16 protein-coding genes are annotated in these 16,510 nt (G+C 60.4%); 15 read left to right on the top strand and 1 reads right to left on the bottom strand.

From position 1 onward, the window contains the following. The first annotated feature begins 134 nt into the window (after nt 1-134). A complete protein-coding gene (locus HF682_RS12440) occupies nt 135-461 on the top strand; it encodes a hypothetical protein (RefSeq protein WP_168877592.1) in 327 nt (108 codons plus the stop codon). A 4-nt stretch (nt 462-465) separates the two neighbouring features. Here the strand turns inward: HF682_RS12440 and HF682_RS12435 are convergent, their stop codons facing one another. Further along, on the bottom strand, nt 466-1,029 hold the full coding sequence (locus tag HF682_RS12435) for a helix-turn-helix domain-containing protein (protein WP_168877591.1): 564 nt from the start codon (nt 1,027-1,029) through the stop codon (nt 466-468). Between the two features lie 315 nt (nt 1,030-1,344). Here HF682_RS12435 and HF682_RS12430 point away from each other — a divergent pair, with 315 nt between their 5' ends. The 14 genes from HF682_RS12430 (at nt 1,345) to HF682_RS12365 (ending at nt 16,471) form a co-directional block, all read left to right on the top strand. Then, entirely contained in the window at nt 1,345-2,571 is a 1,227-nt protein-coding gene (locus tag HF682_RS12430) for an aminotransferase class I/II-fold pyridoxal phosphate-dependent enzyme (RefSeq protein WP_168877590.1), read from the top strand. A 47-nt stretch (nt 2,572-2,618) separates the two neighbouring features. Beyond that, nucleotides 2,619-3,518: a hypothetical protein gene (locus tag HF682_RS12425; protein WP_168877589.1), complete on the top strand. Its 900-nt coding sequence runs from the start codon at nt 2,619-2,621 to the stop codon at nt 3,516-3,518. Nucleotides 3,519-3,597: 79 nt separating this feature from the next. After that, entirely contained in the window at nt 3,598-4,593 is a 996-nt protein-coding gene (locus HF682_RS12420; protein ID WP_168877588.1) for a fatty acid desaturase family protein, read from the top strand. Beyond that, nucleotides 4,590-5,945, top strand: coding sequence for an ATP-grasp domain-containing protein (locus HF682_RS12415; RefSeq protein ID WP_168877587.1), 1,356 nt, complete (start codon nt 4,590-4,592; stop codon nt 5,943-5,945). The genes HF682_RS12420 and HF682_RS12415 overlap by 4 nt, the downstream gene beginning before the upstream one ends. Beyond that, nucleotides 5,942-7,318: an MATE family efflux transporter gene (locus tag HF682_RS12410; RefSeq protein ID WP_168877586.1), complete on the top strand. Its 1,377-nt coding sequence runs from the start codon at nt 5,942-5,944 to the stop codon at nt 7,316-7,318. Before HF682_RS12415 ends, HF682_RS12410 begins: the two co-directional genes overlap by 4 nt. Nucleotides 7,319-7,348: 30 nt before the next feature. Continuing rightward, nucleotides 7,349-7,855 carry a MaoC family dehydratase gene (locus HF682_RS12405; RefSeq protein ID WP_168877585.1) on the top strand — a complete coding sequence of 169 codons (507 nt, stop codon included), beginning with the start codon at nt 7,349-7,351 and terminating at the stop codon, nt 7,853-7,855. 36 nt (nt 7,856-7,891) lie between these two features. Continuing rightward, nucleotides 7,892-9,109: a M24 family metallopeptidase gene (locus tag HF682_RS12400; RefSeq protein ID WP_168877584.1), complete on the top strand. Its 1,218-nt coding sequence runs from the start codon at nt 7,892-7,894 to the stop codon at nt 9,107-9,109. 37 nt (nt 9,110-9,146) lie between these two features. Next, nucleotides 9,147-10,052: an isopenicillin N synthase family dioxygenase gene (locus tag HF682_RS12395; RefSeq protein ID WP_168877583.1), complete on the top strand. Its 906-nt coding sequence runs from the start codon at nt 9,147-9,149 to the stop codon at nt 10,050-10,052. A 70-nt stretch (nt 10,053-10,122) separates the two neighbouring features. Next, complete coding sequence (locus HF682_RS12390; protein ID WP_168877582.1) at nt 10,123-10,953, top strand: HpcH/HpaI aldolase/citrate lyase family protein; 831 nt, start codon at nt 10,123-10,125, stop codon at nt 10,951-10,953. An 85-nt stretch (nt 10,954-11,038) separates the two neighbouring features. Further along, a complete protein-coding gene (locus tag HF682_RS12385) occupies nt 11,039-12,202 on the top strand; it encodes a 2-isopropylmalate synthase (RefSeq protein ID WP_168877581.1) in 1,164 nt (387 codons plus the stop codon). Beyond that, nucleotides 12,199-13,182: an alpha/beta hydrolase gene (locus HF682_RS12380; RefSeq protein ID WP_168877580.1), complete on the top strand. Its 984-nt coding sequence runs from the start codon at nt 12,199-12,201 to the stop codon at nt 13,180-13,182. Before HF682_RS12385 ends, HF682_RS12380 begins: the two co-directional genes overlap by 4 nt. Beyond that, on the top strand, nt 13,170-14,093 hold the full coding sequence (locus HF682_RS12375) for an ornithine cyclodeaminase family protein (protein ID WP_168877579.1): 924 nt from the start codon (nt 13,170-13,172) through the stop codon (nt 14,091-14,093). Before HF682_RS12380 ends, HF682_RS12375 begins: the two co-directional genes overlap by 13 nt. A gap of 52 nt (nt 14,094-14,145) precedes the next feature. After that, nucleotides 14,146-15,603 (top strand): DHA2 family efflux MFS transporter permease subunit, encoded by a 1,458-nt coding sequence (locus HF682_RS12370; protein WP_168877578.1) that lies wholly within the window; start codon nt 14,146-14,148, stop codon nt 15,601-15,603. A gap of 4 nt (nt 15,604-15,607) precedes the next feature. Then, nucleotides 15,608-16,471: an HpcH/HpaI aldolase/citrate lyase family protein gene (locus HF682_RS12365; RefSeq protein ID WP_168877577.1), complete on the top strand. Its 864-nt coding sequence runs from the start codon at nt 15,608-15,610 to the stop codon at nt 16,469-16,471. The last annotated feature ends 39 nt before the right edge of the window (nt 16,472-16,510 follow it).

The raw sequence follows: 16,510 nt of genomic DNA, 5'->3' as shown, positions 1-16,510 counted from the left end.
GTGGACACCTGCAAGCAGGACGCGGGTCGTATTCCTGCAACAGCCCATGTGGGGCAGGGGGCGAATCTGAAGCCCGCATCTTGCGGTGGGCCATTCTTTTGTCATAATCACCCCATCTGTAACGGGGGCATGACATGCGAACCTGGATGAGTGGGCTGCTGGCTTTATTGTTGGCACAGGGTGCGGTGACCGTGCTGTTGCTGGCTGGTCTGCCCGACCCTGGCGAAGCCTGGCTCATGGCGCGCAACATGGCGTTCGGACTATTTGTACTGGGCGGGGTACTGTGCGTGATGACCGAGTCAACACGCAGCGCTGATGCGCTCGCCGGCCGGGGCGACCTTCCAGTACGGCGTCTACTGCGGCATGTGCCACTGACCTTTGATGTTCAGACCGCTCTGCGCCTGATGGCTGCCGCGCTGCTCTGGCTGGTCATCCTCAATGCCTTGCGACTTGGTGAGTAAGGCTTTAATCCGCTTGTACATCGTCAAACAGGGCCAGGGTGCCGATGATGATGGCTTCAGCCTCAACGCTACCCACATTGGCGATGTCATGCGGCTTGTGGGCATCGAAATGCAGGGAATCCCCCGCCTGCAGCAAGTAGGTTTGACCGGCGACCGAATATTGCAGGCTGCCAGACAGCACATACACAAACTCATCCCCATCATGTGACACCGTTTCCGAGCGGTAGCCCGCCGGGTAGTGCAGCCGGGTGGCATTCAGCGCACTGCCGGGAAAGGTGGACGACAAGCGTTCATAGCGCTGGGCCGAATTGCCGACCGAGTAGACCTGGCGTTGACCCTCATGCGAGTCGGGCTCTGTCTGGGTGGGCTGGTCCAGCAGGCTGCGCAGCGGCATGCCCAGACTCTTTGCAACGTTGACCAGCGAGGACAGCGAGATGCCGGTCAGATTGCGCTCCACCTGCGACAGGAAGCCTACGGAGAGCCCCGACTCATCAGCGACGGTCTGCAGGGTTTTCTTGATCTCGCGCCGCCGGCGGCGAATGCGTAGACCTATTTGGGCAAGGTTCATGGGCGGGTCCTGGCGATGTTCAGTGTGGCTCGGGCAAGGTGTTCAAAAGGACAGGTTACACCGATTTTATTCTGGTGAAGCATATGCCCTGCAAACCTAGATATTGCCTGAATATTGTGTGCACATTTTAGCAGATTATGGCAAGTAGCCATTGATATTACTTAAGGTTTTCTTTAACTTTTAGTGTGGCAAAAATATCCGTTTGACTAAAATTTAAGTTTGCCGTAAATTGCTGCCAGTCCGTTGGAATGTAAGTGTCATTAATTCCACAGTGCGCGGTAACACAAACCCGTGTGCTGTCAGAGGAGTGGCAACATGGGTCAGCTGGAGCGTCCTGCCGGGTTACACCGGTTCCGTAACAACGACAAGGCGATTGCCATCGGCAATACCTTCTGGGAAGAAACCGCTCGCAACGGTCTGTCCGGCATCGTGGCCAATCTGGCCGAAGGGGGCTACCTGCAAACGCAGGAAGGCCACCGTTTTCTGAATTTCAGCTGCTGTTCCTATCTCGACTTTGATACCCACCCGGGCATCATTCAGGGCGCCATCCGTGCGCTGGAAAAGTACGGGGTGATGGATCACTGCATCTCACGCATCCGCATCCAGATCCCAGCGCTGCTGGAGCTGGAGAACCGGCTCTCCAGCCTGTTTCGCGCCAATGTCATTACCGCCATCTCGGCCAGTGCCGCGACCGCTGGGGTATTGCCGCTGCTGGCCTCCGGCCACTTCTCCGGCAACCGCAAGCCGGTGATGGTGTTCGACAAGAACGCCCACTTCTCGATGAACCTGTACAAGCCAGTGTGCGGTGACGAAACCGAGGTGCTGACCTCGCCGCATAACGACATGAACTATCTGGAAGATGTTTGCCGCAAGTATGAGCACGTGGCCTATGTCTGCGATGGTACCTACAGCATGGGTGGACATGCGCCGGTGGAAGACCTGCTGATGCTGCAGGACAAGTACGGCATGTTCATCTACTTCGATGATTCGCATTCGCTGTCCATCATGGGCGAAAAGGGCGAAGGCTATATCCGCTCCAGCATCCCGGGTGACCTCAATGAATTGACCATCATCGTGGCGACGCTGAACAAGGCCTATGGCAGCAGCGGTGGCTGCATCATGTTTGGCCCCAAAGGGCGGGATGTGGCTTTGCTGCTGGAGCGTTTTGGCGGGCCACTGGCTTGGTCGCAACCGATGAATGTGGCGGCCATTGGTGCCTCGCTGGCGGCGGCTGACATTCACGACAGCCCGGAGCTGAAACGCCGGCAAGACAAGCTGAAGCGGCACATTGATCTGTTTGACGCGCGCGTGGCGTCGGAGCAGCAGGGTAATGGCTTCCCGATCAAGCTGGTCAGCGCCAGCAACGACAAGGTGATGGCAGCGGGCCAGCACCTGTATGAGAACGGTTTCTACGTCTCCCCAGTGTTTTTCCCCATCGTGCCGCGTGACCAGGCGGGCCTGCGGGTGATGCTGCGGGCGGGGGTGGAAGAGTCGGAAATTTTGCGCTTGAGCCAGCTGCTGCTGGATTTTGGCTTGAACTGAGTGATTTTGCAGTGTCCTGAAAATCAATATCCTGGATTGGGGGCGTTATGAAATACCAGAATGACGAGCACGTACGCAAGGCCATTGTGGATGTCAGCAAGGAAGACATCGTTTTGGACAACGGCGCATTTTATCCGGCAGAAGCACTGACCCAGCGCCTGGCACAGCTGGTGGAAAAAGGTCGCGGCTTTGCGGTGGTATGCGGTGCACGCGCGCTGCTGGAGCGTCATGGCATGAGCCTGGAGGAGAACAAGGGTGCGGTGTTTGCCCTGTATGAGACCCTGTTCCGCAAGGCCATGTCCTGTATTGACCTCGACCGCTACAACATCACCCATCGTCCGATCGACCTGAACTATATGGATGTGGATGGTTATGGAGTGAACAAGCAGTTCTCGCACGATGGCAAGGTGGCGGGGCGTGAGTATGTCACCACCAAGTGCATCCACTTTGATACCGCGACCCCCTTTGTGGCCAACGTCTACGGGCCGAACCGCAATATTGCGGGTGGCTATCCGGTGGTCACCGAGATTCAGCAATACTGTGCAGACAAAGGCATTCCGGCCCGCGAGATCGTCACCAACATCCCGCAGAACTACAACATGGCCATCAAGCCGGAACACTACGCCGAGTTGCTCAATGACTATTCCTTCTGCCTGAAGATGGATTTCGAGCGGGACATGGTCATGGTCATGCTCTCCAACGAGATCGAGTTTGGTGTTGCGCATGGCGCGACCGACCCGATGCCCAAGGTGCCAGGTGTGGAGTCCTATCGTCCCATCCGTCACTACGAGTACCAGTATTCCGAAGAATCCCATTACGACGAGTGGCTGGCGTACTACAGCCTGCCTTTGTCCAATGTGACTGACTATGACGGCTCGGTACCGCTCGGCATTGACTACTACAAGACCGGTGGTCAGGTTCGCCACGTCGTTGAATACACCAACTAACTGATCCTGCTGTTGTCATCCAGCGCCTTGCCGGGAAAACCTCGGCAAGGACGGGAGCCTGCATTCCTCAGGAGGGTGTGTGACCTATCTGAAGCACGAGTTTTCACCCGAGCTCCGGGCGGCGGTGATGCCCTTGCAACAGTCCAGCAACTGGCGGGGGCTGCTGGGCGTGCTGACCGATTACAGCCTGGTCGTGGCAGCGGTGCTGCTGAGCCTGTGGTCGCCGTGGTGCTATCCCTTTTCGGTATTGCTGATTGGCTCCCGGCAGCGGGCACTGGGTGCGCTGCTGCACGACGCAGTGCACTACTCGCTTGCGCGAAACCGGCGATGGAATCGGTTCCTGGGGGCATGGCCGGCCGGTTTTGCGATTTTTATTGATTTTGACTACTACCGTGAGATTCATGTGCCGCAGCATCACGCCTTCCTGGGTGATCCGAAACGTGACCCGGATCGGCAGGAGTATGTCGATACCGGGCTGCTGCAGGTCAAAGACCGGCTGGATTTCCTGCTGCGCTTCGTACTCAAGCAAGGCTTGCTGCTGGGCGTGCCGGAGTATGTGAAATATCTGGTAACGGCGCGTATCTACACCATGCTGATGACGCCGCGCCTCTGTGTCGGTTTGCTGGTGACCCAGGGGTTACTGTTTGCCGGAATGTGGTGGTTGGCCGGACCTTGGGGCTATCTCCTGTTCTGGGTGCTGCCCTTCATCACGATTTCGCAATTACTGGGCTGGTTCAACCTGCTGTCCGAACACTACCGTCTGTTCGAGCGTGGCCAGACCGTGCTGGAGGTGACTCGCAACCGTTTTCCCAGCTGGTGGGAGCACCTGTTTTATGGCCTGCATGGTGAGAACTACCACCTGACGCATCATCTGTTTGCCGGTGTGCCGTACTGGAACCTGGGCAAGGTGCATCGCATCCTGCTGGCAGACCCGGCATACCGTGCGGCCAACCAGCATCGGGGCGGGATGTTCTCGGCTCCAGCCGGCAGGACGTCCGTACTCGCGGAATTGCTGGAGGACATCCGGCTTTATCCCTCCACTCACCCCCTGAGCGCCGAAGGGCACAGACCATGAATTTTTCCACTTTCAACCAGCCCTGGATCCAGACGCTGACAGCGAACAAGTCACAAGTGCTGGCTTCGGGTGGGGTTGCAAAGGCCCGCGCGTTTCTGGACCGCTATCAGGGCGATGCCTGGCAACTGCTGCCTTTGCAGCTTGTGATGCCGGAGTCGGACTATCAGGTGCTGAGCGAGGCCGCCAAAGCCTTGCTGTCTGCACAGACCCGTTTGCTGCGGCACATGATGGCGACCGAAGGTCGGAGCGGCATCATGCATCGTTTCCAGATCAGTGAAGAGATGGCCGCGCTGATGAATTGGGATGAGCTGGTGAAGGCCGAACATCTGGTGTCCCGCTTCGACATCCTGCCGCATGCGGATGGCTATGTGTTCTGTGAAATGAATGTGGACCCTTCGGTGGGCGGCGCTGAGTTGTTCGAGTGTGGGCAGATGGCGCTGGAAGCGCTGGGGCTGGATGCGATGAACAGTCAGGTCTCGCCTTGCCTGTCTCGCGCCAGGCTGGTGCAGCACTGGGTGCAGCAGCGGCAGCTGACACGGGTGGTGGTGTTCGGCCTGCAGATGTACGACGGTGATGACTTCCCGTCCTTTGATCTGGAGCAGGAACAGTTTTCAGCCCTGCTGCCGGGCGTGCAGGTAGATGTGGTCGATGAATACACGTTTCCGGACGAGCTGTTGCAGCCCGGCGCAGGCAAGCATGTGCTGATCTACCGCATTGGGGTGTATGAAGACATGACCCCATTTTGCCGCCAGCAGTTTGCACGCATGCTGGCCAGCGGTGCCACCATCATCAATGCGATGGAATCCGAAATCCGCATGGATAAATCGTGGTTTTCCCTGTTCCACCAACCCAGATGGCACACCTTGTTGAGCCCGGCAGAACAGTCCGCCATCCGCCGCTTTGTACCCTATACCTTCGCCCTGACGGAAAGCAAGCTGCACGCGGTGGTGGATGAACGTGCGCATTATGTGTTCAAGCTGAACCAGTCCTACGGTGGGGCTGGCGTGTTGATGGGCGATGAACATTCTGCAGAGGATTTACTAACCCGGCTGCAGGCTGTGCCGTTGGCGCAATGGACGGTGCAGCAGCGGGTGCAGGTGAGCAGCCTGACCATGCCGGCAGATGAGGCTTTCGAGTCCGTGCCGCACCAGTTGGTGCTGGGGCTGTTCATGATGGATACCCAGCCGGGTGGCTTGTGGGTTCGTGCCAGCCGCCACAGCCAGATTGTCAACGTCTCGCAGGGTTCGGCCAGGGTGGGCTGGGCGGTACCGATGACCGTCGAGGAGCGGGATCGCCAGCTGGCCACGCTGGCTGGTTTGCCCAGCGAGGCAGCGGCGGAGCCCTGCCAATGAGCTGGCGTGCTGAAGCCGGGCAGTTGTTCCGGCTTGCCATGCCGGTGTTCGTCACCCAAATTTTCATGGCATTGATGTTTGCCAGCGATACCGTGATGGCTGGGCGTGCCGGGGCCAATGATCTGGCCGGTGTAGCGATGGCACTGAGCATGTCGATGATTGCGCTGTCCATGCAGTCGGGCTTTTTCTCGGCGCTGACGCCCTTGCTGTCCCATGATCTTGGCAGTGGTCAGCTGGCACGCATCCCGCAGTGGCTCGGTCAGGCCATCTGGCTGGGCGCGGGCTGGCTGTTGCTGTCGGTCTCGTATCACCTGCTGCTGGCCCCCTGGATCATGCGGCAGCTGGGGATCAGTAACGAGGTGTACCGGGTAGCGCAGCAGTATCTGGTCTACTTTGTCTGGGCCATTCCGGCGCACATCGTGTTCCAGATCAGTCGCAATCTGGTGGAAGCCCTACACAGCACGTTTCCTTCTATCTGGTATGGCGCAACGGGGCTGCTGGTCAAGGTTCCGCTCAACTACCTGTGTGTATTTGGGTATGAGGCTATCCCCGCCATGGGCGGTGCAGGCTGCGGGCTGGCGGCGGTGTTTGTCTACTGGGCCATGGCTGCTGTGGCCTTGCTTTCTGCATGGCGGGTGGTGCGCCTGCAGCATGTCCAGCTGGGCCGTGAGAGCCTGCGACCGCAAGCCGCACTGCAAAAGCAGTTTGTGGTGAATGGCTTGCCCGTGGCGTTTGGCCTGCTGTCCGAAATGCTGGTGTTCACCGTGATTGCCGCCTTGATCGTCACCGAAGGTGCACGCGTGATGTCGGCGCATCAGGTGGCGTATTCCCTGGTCGGGGTGTTTTATCTGTTGCCCTTCAGCATTGGCTGCGCGGTGGCCATTCGTGCCAGCCGCAAGCTGGGGGAGGGCGATCAGGAAGCCGCGCGGCTGGTCTGCCGCATGGGGGCATGGTTTGGTCTGGGCATCGCCAGTGTGACGGCGGCTGCTACCTGGTCGTTCCGTGATCAGTTGGCCGGACTGTTTGTCACCGAGCCTGCCACGCTGGCCCTGGCCGCGCAGCTGCTGGCGCTGTGCGCGCTCTACCAGATTCCGGACTCCCTTCGCGATGTCATCGGCGGCAGCCTGCGCGCCTACAAGGCGACCGGTGTGCTGTTCAAGGCGGTGCTGGTAACCAACTGGTTGATTGGATTGCCACTGGGCTACGTGCTGGCGCGTGGGCTGGGGCAGGGTGGCAGTGATTGGGTGCCGCAGGGGTATTGGGTGGGGCTGATCGTGACCCTGGCCGCCAATGCGGCGCTGTTCCAGATGGGCTTGCTGCGTGCGCAGCGCCGGAACGAGTCTGTCGCACTTACAGCGACAGTAGCGCCCTGACATGTTCAACGACCCGGAGTGCAGACGCAGATGACTGACCGTTTTGGCTACATCAAGCTGGCCGATGGCCGCTACCGTGAGGACAAGGGCTTTTACTACGATGATTTCGAAGTGGGCATGGTGATCGAGCACCGTCCGGGGCGGACGCTGACCACCACCGACAACATCTGGCAATCGCTGATTGCCATGAACCAGCACCCGCTGCACATCGAGGCCGAGTTTGCCCGGCAGACCGAGTTCAAGGAACTGCTGATGTCGAGCCTGGTAACGTTCAATGTCATCAACGGCATGACCGTGCATAGCCTCAGCCAGAAAGCGATCGCCAACCTGGGCTGGGACGAAGTGCGACTGACCCATCCGGTCTTTGTCGGTGACACCCTGTTTGCCGAGTCCGAGATTCTGGAAAAGCGCCCCTCCAAATCCCGCCCGCAGCAAGGCATTGTCACGGCGCGCACCACGGGCAGCAATCAGGATGGCAAGACGGTGATCACCTACAAACGGACGTTTCTGGTGCCCATGCGCAGTGCCGCGGAGTAGCAAAGCATCTGGTTAATGACAACACGGGAACAAGACATGAGCAAAGGTATCGGTGGCAAAACGGCAGCAGAGGCGCTGGCAACCCTGCGGAACATGACGGAAGGGCTGAGCCCGGTACCGACGTCAGAATACCGGGAGCGGTTGAGCAAGGCGCAGGCACTGATGCAGCAGCAAGGCATTGCCGCCCTGTACATCGACGCTGGCAGCAACCTGAACTATTTCACCGGGGTGGTCTGGTATCCCAGCGAGCGTATGGTCGGTGCCATCCTGCCTGCGGCGGGCGACCTGCACTACATCGTGCCGGCCTTCGAGGAAGGAACTTTCCGCGGCATGATGCTGGTCGATGGTCCGGTGCATTGCTGGCACGAGCATGAAGACCCCTACCGGCTGCTGCATCACGTGCTGGAAGACATGGATGTGGTTCGCAGCCGACTGGCGGTGGATGAAGCCACGCCGTTCTTCCGCCTCGATGGCATGAGTCAGGCGCTGCATGGCATGCAACTGGTCAATGGCAAGTCGGTCAGCAACGCTTGCCGCAGCCGCAAATCTGCCGCGGAACTGGCGTTGATGCAGCGCGCCAACGACATGACGCTACACGTGCAGCGCGCAGCAGCCAGCATCCTGCGCGAAGGGATTTCCACCCAGGAGGTCAAGACCTTTATCGACCAAGCCCATCAGGCGGTCGGTGCCTCCGGTTCAGACTTCTGCATTGTGCTGTTTGGGCCCGATACCGCCTTCCCGCACGGCGTGAAATACCCGAAAACGCTGGCGGCGGGCGAGATGGTGCTGATCGACACCGGCTGCAACCTGTATGGCTACCGTTCGGACATCACCCGCACCTATGTGTTTGGCGAAGCGAGCGCCCGGCAACGTGAGGTCTGGGTGCATGAGCAGACGGCTCAGCGGGTGGCGTATGAGGCTGCACAGCTAGGCACGCCTTGTGGTGCGGTGGACGACGCCATGCGGGCCTGGGTCACCGCAGCAGGCTATGGCCCGGCGTATGCGCTGCCCGGCGTACCGCACCGCACCGGGCACGGCATTGGCCTCGACATCCATGAGTCCCCCAATCTGGTGGGTAATGACCCGACCCCGCTGGCGCCGGGCATGTGCTTCAGCGTCGAGCCGATGATCTGTGTACCGGGCGAGTTCGGCATTCGCCATGAAGATCACATTTACATGACAGAGCAGGGCCCGCGCTGGTTTACCCAGCCGGCGCTGTCAATTGATGACCCGTTTGGCAACATGGCAGCTTGAACCGGCTGACCTCTGATTGTTGTGACTGGAGAGACATATGACCACCATTCCGGTAATCGACCTGACCCCGGCCCGACTGGAGGGCGAAGCAGGCATGCAGCGTGTGGCGGCCGACATTGACCGGGCTTGCCGCGAGTCCGGCTTCTTTGTGGTCAAGGGGCACGGCTATGCGCGGGAGATCTTTGCTGAGGCGCATGCGGCCTCCAAGACCTTTTTCCAGCTGCCGCTGACCACCAAGAACCAGTGCAGGCTCTCCACCGGAGCGACCTTGCCGCAAGACCCGTACACCCCGTATGGCTATAGCGGCCTGCTGGAGGAAAACGCTTTTGCCTATATGGGGCAGCAGGGCAAGCCCAGCGACTATGTGGAAAAGATCAGTGCCGGTCGGTTGATCCTGAATGACAACGAGTCCTTGCCGTTCCCGGACTCCGATCTGGGCCGGGACCTGCGGCAAAAGCTCAAGCGCTATTACCAGGCTTGTGACGCCATTGCCTTGAACCTCACAGAGCTGTTCACCATTCCACTCGGCGTGCATCGCACCTATTTTTCCGAGCGGATGGACCGCGCCAATGACTCCATGCGCTCCCAGCTCTACCCCGGTTTGAGCGCGGAGTTGCTCAATGATCAGGGCATGGGCGCCCATACCGATGGCACGGTGCTGACCCTGCTGACGCAGACTGCTCCCGGCATCCAGGTCCGCATCAATGAAGGCGAATGGGTGGCGCCGGTGACGGCGGACGTAGACCACATCATCGTCAACATCGGTGACCTGATGGCGCACTGGTCCAATCATGAATACGTCTCGACCGAGCACCGGGTGGTGCTTGGTAGCCAGGAGCGCCAATCCATTGTGTTCTTCAAGCTGACCAATGAAGACGAGCTGGTGCAAAGCGGCAACAAACAGATGGATGCCCTGTTCGGGCGCGAGAACATGGCTGCCTGACCCCGGCGGCAGATGTGACTGGAGGCCGGTACCCCCGGCAATTTGGTGGTGTTGTTGAAGGAGGTTTCAGATGGATGTCAGCTACCTGTATACCCCAGCGCTGCGGGTGGATTCCGTTGTGGCGCACCTGGACAGTCTCTCGACCGACATGGTGGTGGTCGATCTCGAAGACTCCACCCATGTTCAAGCCAAGCAGGATGCTCGGCACAAGATCCAGAACTTTGATTTTTCACCGATCCGCTCCCGCGGCATCAAGCTGGGGCTGCGTATCAACACCATCGCCAGCCATGATGGTCTGGCCGATCTGCAGCTGCTGAAGGCCCTGTACGCGGCAGGCAAGCACGACCTGCAGACCATTTTTCTGCCAAAGGTGAACCACCCGAACGAGGTGAAGATTTACCGTGCCTTGCTCTCCGGCCTGTCTTGCACGCCTAGGCTGTGCACGTTCATCGAGACGGTGGAGGCGGTGGATAACGCTGATGGCATTGCCAGTGTCAGCGATGCACTGTGCTTTGGCCAGGCCGACTTGGTGTCGGAAATGTACAGCCCGAATGCCGCCTTTATTGACTACGCCCGTGCTCGCCTCTGCGTAGCCGCCGCCCGCCATAACCTGCAAGCCATTGATACCAATTCATTTGAGATCAAGGACATGGAGAAGTTCGAGGCCGAGTGTGTGACCGCCAAAGGCTATGGTTTTACCGGGAAAGCCGCCATTCATCCGGACCAGCTGGCCGGGATCAATCGGGTCTTTGCCGTCTCACCGGAGATGGTCAGCAAGTATCAGTCCTGCATCGAGGCCTACATGAGCTCTACCACTGGTTTTGTGATCAAGGACGGTGAAGTGATTGCACCGCCGTTTATTGCCAAGGCCAAGCGCATGCTGAGCCTCTATCAGCGTTGAGCCCGATCGGCCGGCGCGTTTGCAAACGGCATGCTCCTCCTTGCCGGGAGGAGGGTGGCCGGTGTTCCATCAAGAGGAGACACCCGTGAGCAGCAATCAAGTCATCATTCTGGATACCACCATGCGGGACGGCGAGCAAAGCCCCGGCGTCAGCATGAGTCTGAACGAAAAAGTCGAAATTGCCCTCATGCTGGAAAAGCTGGGGGTGGACGTGATCGAGGCCGGGTTTGCTGCAGCCAGTGAGGGCGATTTTGCCGCCATCCAGGCCGTGGGGCGCGCGGTGAAGGACAGCACCATCTGCAGCCTGAGCCGTGCGGTGGAACGGGATATCGACCTGACCGCCGAGGCGGTAGGGGGCGCCGCGATGAGTCGTATCCATATCGTTCTCTCCACTTCACCGATCCACATGCAGCACAAATTGCGCATGGCGCCAGAGCAGGTGCTCGAGCAAGGGGTGCTGGCGGTCAAGCGCGCCCGCCGTTACTCGGATAACGTGGAATTCTCCTGCGAAGATGCCAGTCGCTCAGACCTGGATTTCCTTTGCCGCTTTGTCGAAGCGGTGATTGCAGCAGGGGCCAGCACCGTCAGCCTGCCGGATACGGTCGGCTATGCGTTGCCACAGGAATACGGCAACCTGATCAGCCACCTGCTCAATCATGTGCCGGGTGCCGATAAGGTGGTGCTCTCCGCCCACTGCCACAACGACCTCGGCATGGCGGTGGCCAATTCACTGTCTGCCATCAAGGCCGGTGCGCGTCAGGTGGAATGCACCATCAATGGCATTGGTGAGCGGGCGGGCAATGCGGCGCTGGAAGAAATCGTCATGGCCTTGCGGACCCGGCAAAACCATTTCGGCTTGCAAACCCGTATCCAGCCGCAGTATCTGGTACCAGCTTCGCAGCTGGTGTCGGGTATTACCGGCTTCCAGGTGCAGCCGAACAAGGCCATCGTCGGACGTAACGCCTTCTCGCATCAGTCCGGCATTCATCAGGATGGCATGCTGAAGAACCCGAGTACCTACCAGATCATGACCGCAGCCGATGTGGGCTGGACCAATGCCCCGCACATGCTGGTGCTGAGCAAGCACTCGGGACGCAATGGTTATCGGGAGTATATGCGTCAGCTTGGTTTCGAGTTCAGCTCGGACCGGGAGCTGGATGAAGCATTTTTGCGCTTCAAGCGCATGGCAGACCAGAAATTCCCGCTGGACGAAGCGGATTTGCGCGCCACCGTCAGCAAGGCGGCATGATGCGCCCGCCTTTGGTGATGACCGACCCGGCTGCCTGGATGGACGCAGCGATGCCTGCTGCCCAGCGCGCGCGCGAACTGCAGGATGTGTTTGACGATCTGGATGCTCACCCCTGGCCGGATGACATTGCGCCCGCCCGCGTGCTGTATGACCAGATGGGGCCGCCGGTGCCAGATGATATCCGCGCTGAGGATGGCGTCCTGGCCGGGGTGCCTGCGCGCTGGCTGTACCCGCCTTCGCATGACCCGTCACGGATCATGCTGTTTCTGCACGGCGGGGGGTATGTCTACGGCTCGCTGGATAGCCATGCTGGTATGGCGGCTGAGCTGGCGCGTGCCGCAGATTGCATCGGTGTGCAGCTGCATTATCGCCTGGCACCGGAACACCCGCACCCGGCTGCGGTGGAGGATGCGCTGGCGGCTTACTGTGCCGTGCTGGACCAAGGTTATGCACCGTCTGCAGTCTCATTGGTGGGGGATTCTGCCGGGGGCGGCCTGGTGGTGGCCCTGCTGCTGGTGCTGAAGCAACGTCAGTTGCCGCTGCCGGGGGCGGTTGCTTGCCTGTCGCCGTGGGTGGATTTGCTGCTGCGGGGTGAGAGCTACCAGACCCGGGCCCATCTGGACCCGATGGTGGAGCGTAAGGTGGTGGAGCTGGTGCGGGAGCAGTATCTGGGCCTGCAAGACCCCACTCAGGTGACGGCCTCACCGATACTGGGTGATTTGACCGGGCTGCCGCCCATGCTGGTGCAGGTCGGCGAACTGGAAATCCTCTACAGTGATGCCGAGATGCTAGCGGAAAAGGCGCACCAGTGTGGTGTGGAGGTCACGTTCGAGGTCTGGCCCGCCATGGTACACGTCTGGCACCTGTACTATCCGATGCTGACGGCAGGCCGTGAGGCGATCTCCCGCGTGGGGGGCTTTCTGCAGCAGGCGTCTGCAAAGGCTGCGGCCAGCAAGGAGTCCAGTGCATGCATGGCATGAAATGGGTCGATGAGCAGACCGTGCTGCAGCGTGCTGATATCGTGCAGCTGGCTGCCGAGATGAAAGACTTTCTCCGCCAGGGCGGGCGCGAACGGGCGCTGCTGCCTCCGCGCGAAGTACTGTTCCAGCAGGATCCGGAAGCCATCTATGTATCCATGCCGGCAGCCAGCGTGGACTGCGGGCTGTATATCAACAAGGTCGGCAGTATTTTTCCGCGGGCTGCGGGCGACAGCTTGCCCACGGTGCATGCCTGCGTGGTGGCCATGTCGGCCCGTCATGGCCGTCCACTGGCCTTGCTGGATGGCGCTGCGCTTACCCGCATCAAATGTGCTGCAGTCGCTGCGATGGTGACCGACCAGTGTGCCATAGCGGATGCCCATACGCTGACGATCTGTGGTACCGGCGTGCAAGCCTGGCAGCAGTATCTGGCGGTCACGGCGGTGCGGCCCATCCAGACGATCCGGGTCTACGCCCGCCGCCCGGAGGCCGCGGCCGCGTTTGTGGCTGCCATCCGGCAGCACACGCCAAAGCCGCTGATCTTGCAGGTGGAAACCGATCTGGAACAGGCCATCGCCGGGGCAGATGTGGTGGCGACAGCCACCAGTGCGGAATCCCCGCTCGGCGAGTTTGCCCGCTTGCAGCCGCATGTTCACATCAACTGCATGGGCGGGCATAACGAGCAGAGCCGAGAGCTGCCGTGGTCTGTGCTGCAGTCAGCGCTGGTGTTGACTGAGGATGTACCGATGGCGATCGCCGAGGCGGGCGAGGTGCATCAACAGGCGCATCCGCTTGAGGCACTGCTGACGATTCCGGCGCAGACGCTGCAAGCGCAGCGCACGGTGTTCAGCTCCATTGGCCATGCCTGGCTGGATTTGCTGGCCACGGCGCACGTCTTGCAGCGGCTGGATTAAGCCGTCGCGGGTTTTATCGCCTCGAGCGGGAGGCTGATCAGGGGGTAAGGGTATGGCGTGGTTAAGTGTGATGGGCAGCTTCATTGCGGTACTGATGTCCATCATGGACATCCAGATCACCAACGCCGCGATTGAGCCCATCCAGCGCGCCTTGAATGCCCCGCTGTCTGCAGGTTCCTGGCTGTCTTCGGTCTACCTGATGGCCGAGAGCCTGACCCTGCCGCTCACGGCGTGGCTGACCAACCGGCTGGGCTATCCGCGCTATGCGCTCACCTTCATTGGTCTGTTTCTGCTCAGCTCCCTGTTATGCGCCCATGCCTGGGATTTGCCCAGCATGCTGCTGTTTCGCGCCCTGCAAGGCATTGCCAGCGGCGCACTCTCTCCGTTTGCCTATACCCTGATCATCCGCTGTTTGCCGGTACAGGATCACCCGCGTGCGATCGGGCTGTTCGGGGCGACGGTGGCGTTGGCCCCAACGGCAGGCCCGGCGCTGGGTGGCTGGCTGGTCGGTACGCTGGGCTGGCAGTCGCTGTTCTATATCAATCTGCCGATCGGGGTACTGGCCCTGTGCATGCTATGGCCCGGTTTGCGCCGCCTGCCCCGGCCACAGCAAGAGGAGCGGCCGCTGGATCTGCGAGGCGTGATGCTGGTCACCATTGGCATGGGGGCCTTGCAGTACATGCTGGGGCAAAGGGAGGCCGGGCAGGGTGGTGCCACCGCGATGCTCTGGCTGTCAGCGGCGCTGGTGCTGGTGAGTCTGGCCGGATTCTGGCATCACCAGCTGCGCACCCGCTATCCGCTGATCAAACTGTCGCTGCTCGAAGACCGCGCCCTGCGCATCGCCTGCATCGGCACGCTGGTGAGCTGTGGCAGTATCTTCGCCTTCTATTTTCTGGTGCCCTACTTTCTGGCCAGCGTGCATCATTACAGTCCGGCCCAGATCAGCGAAGTAGTGCTGGTGACCGGCCTCACGCAGATGGTGGTGCTGCTGTTTTCGGGCAAGATCATGCAGCGCTTCCCCCTGTATCTGGTGATTGTGGCGGGCGCCCTGCTGGTGGCGGTTCACAGTCTGATGTGGGCTTGGGCTACCTGGCAGTTTGTACCGGGCTGGCTGATGGTGGCCCAAGTCATTCGTGGTATCGGTCATTCCCTGTTGCTGGCTCCCCTGTGTGTGGCGGTCACCACCTCCATCCAGGACCCGACCGATGCGCCGATGGCCGGCATCCTGTTCAATGTGTCCCGCAGTCTGGGCGGGGCGATCGGGCTGGCCTTATTGTCAAGCTGGGTCCATTTCCGCCACGATGCGCATGCGGCGTCGCTACAAGTACAGCATCTCGTTGCCCATGCGCTGGCACAGCAAAGTCATGCATTGGCATTCCGGGATACCTTTTTATTGATTACCGGTGTTCTGCTGCTGATTGCTGCTGTGTTTGGCCGCCTCTACCTGCAACAGCGCAGGTCTGAGCAAACGCAGTGGCAAGCCCAGCCAGAAACCGGGCAGGTGGAGTAAGGGCATGAGCAGAGCGGTACGGTCCTGGCTGTTTGCACCCGGGCACCACGCCAGGCGCGTGGAAAAAGCACTGACACTGGACGCGGATGTGGTGGTGCTGGATCTGGAGGATGCCTGCACGCCGGAAGACAAGCCGGTGGCACGGTCGCGGATAGTTGAGAGCCTGCAGCTGCCTAGATCGGGGCGATTGTTTGCGCGCATCAACAGCATGGCAAGCCCCCATGCCTGGGCGGATTTGCAGGCGGTGATCAGGCCGGGGCTGGATGGGGTGATGCTGCCCAAGATCGAGAGTGGGCAGGAACTGAAAACGCTGGATTGGACCTTGCAGCAACTGGAGCGTGAGCGTGGGCTGCCGGTGGGGGGGCTGGAGGTGATGCCGCTGGTGGAAACGGCAACCGGCCTGATGGCACTGGAAGAGATCGCGCAAGCCAGCTGTCGTGTACGTCGCCTTGCCTTTGGCGCGGGAGATCTGACGCTGGATTTATCGCTGCAGTGGACCCCCGAAGAGCTGGAGTTGCTGCCTTATCGTTCACGCATGGCGCTGGTGTCACGTGCGGCGGGGCTGGAAGCACCGATCGACACCGTCTGGATGCAGGTGGGGGATGAGGCGGGCATGGAAGCATCCGCCCGGCGGGCACATGGGCTGGGCTTCCAGGGCAAACTGTGCATTCATCCAAATCAGGTGGCTTGCGTGCACCGTGCTTTTGCGCCTACTGAGGCCGAGGTGCAGCGTGCACGGCAGATTGTCGCAGCGTTTGCGGCGTCGGACGGTGCCTGTGTTCTGCTGGATGGCCAGTTGGTCGAGCTGCCGGTGGTGGAACGTGCCCAGCGCATTCTGGCAGGGGCTGAGGCTGTGGTAGACCGCTGAGTCAAACACCCGATACTGAAGTGTTTAGGCTATGGCGCG

The sequence above is a fragment of the Leeia aquatica genome (assembly GCF_012641365.1).
GTDB lineage: Bacteria > Pseudomonadota > Gammaproteobacteria > Burkholderiales > Leeiaceae > Leeia > Leeia aquatica.
The sequence above is the reverse complement of the archived record's forward strand: the minus strand, read 5'-3'. Positions and strand labels throughout refer to the sequence as shown.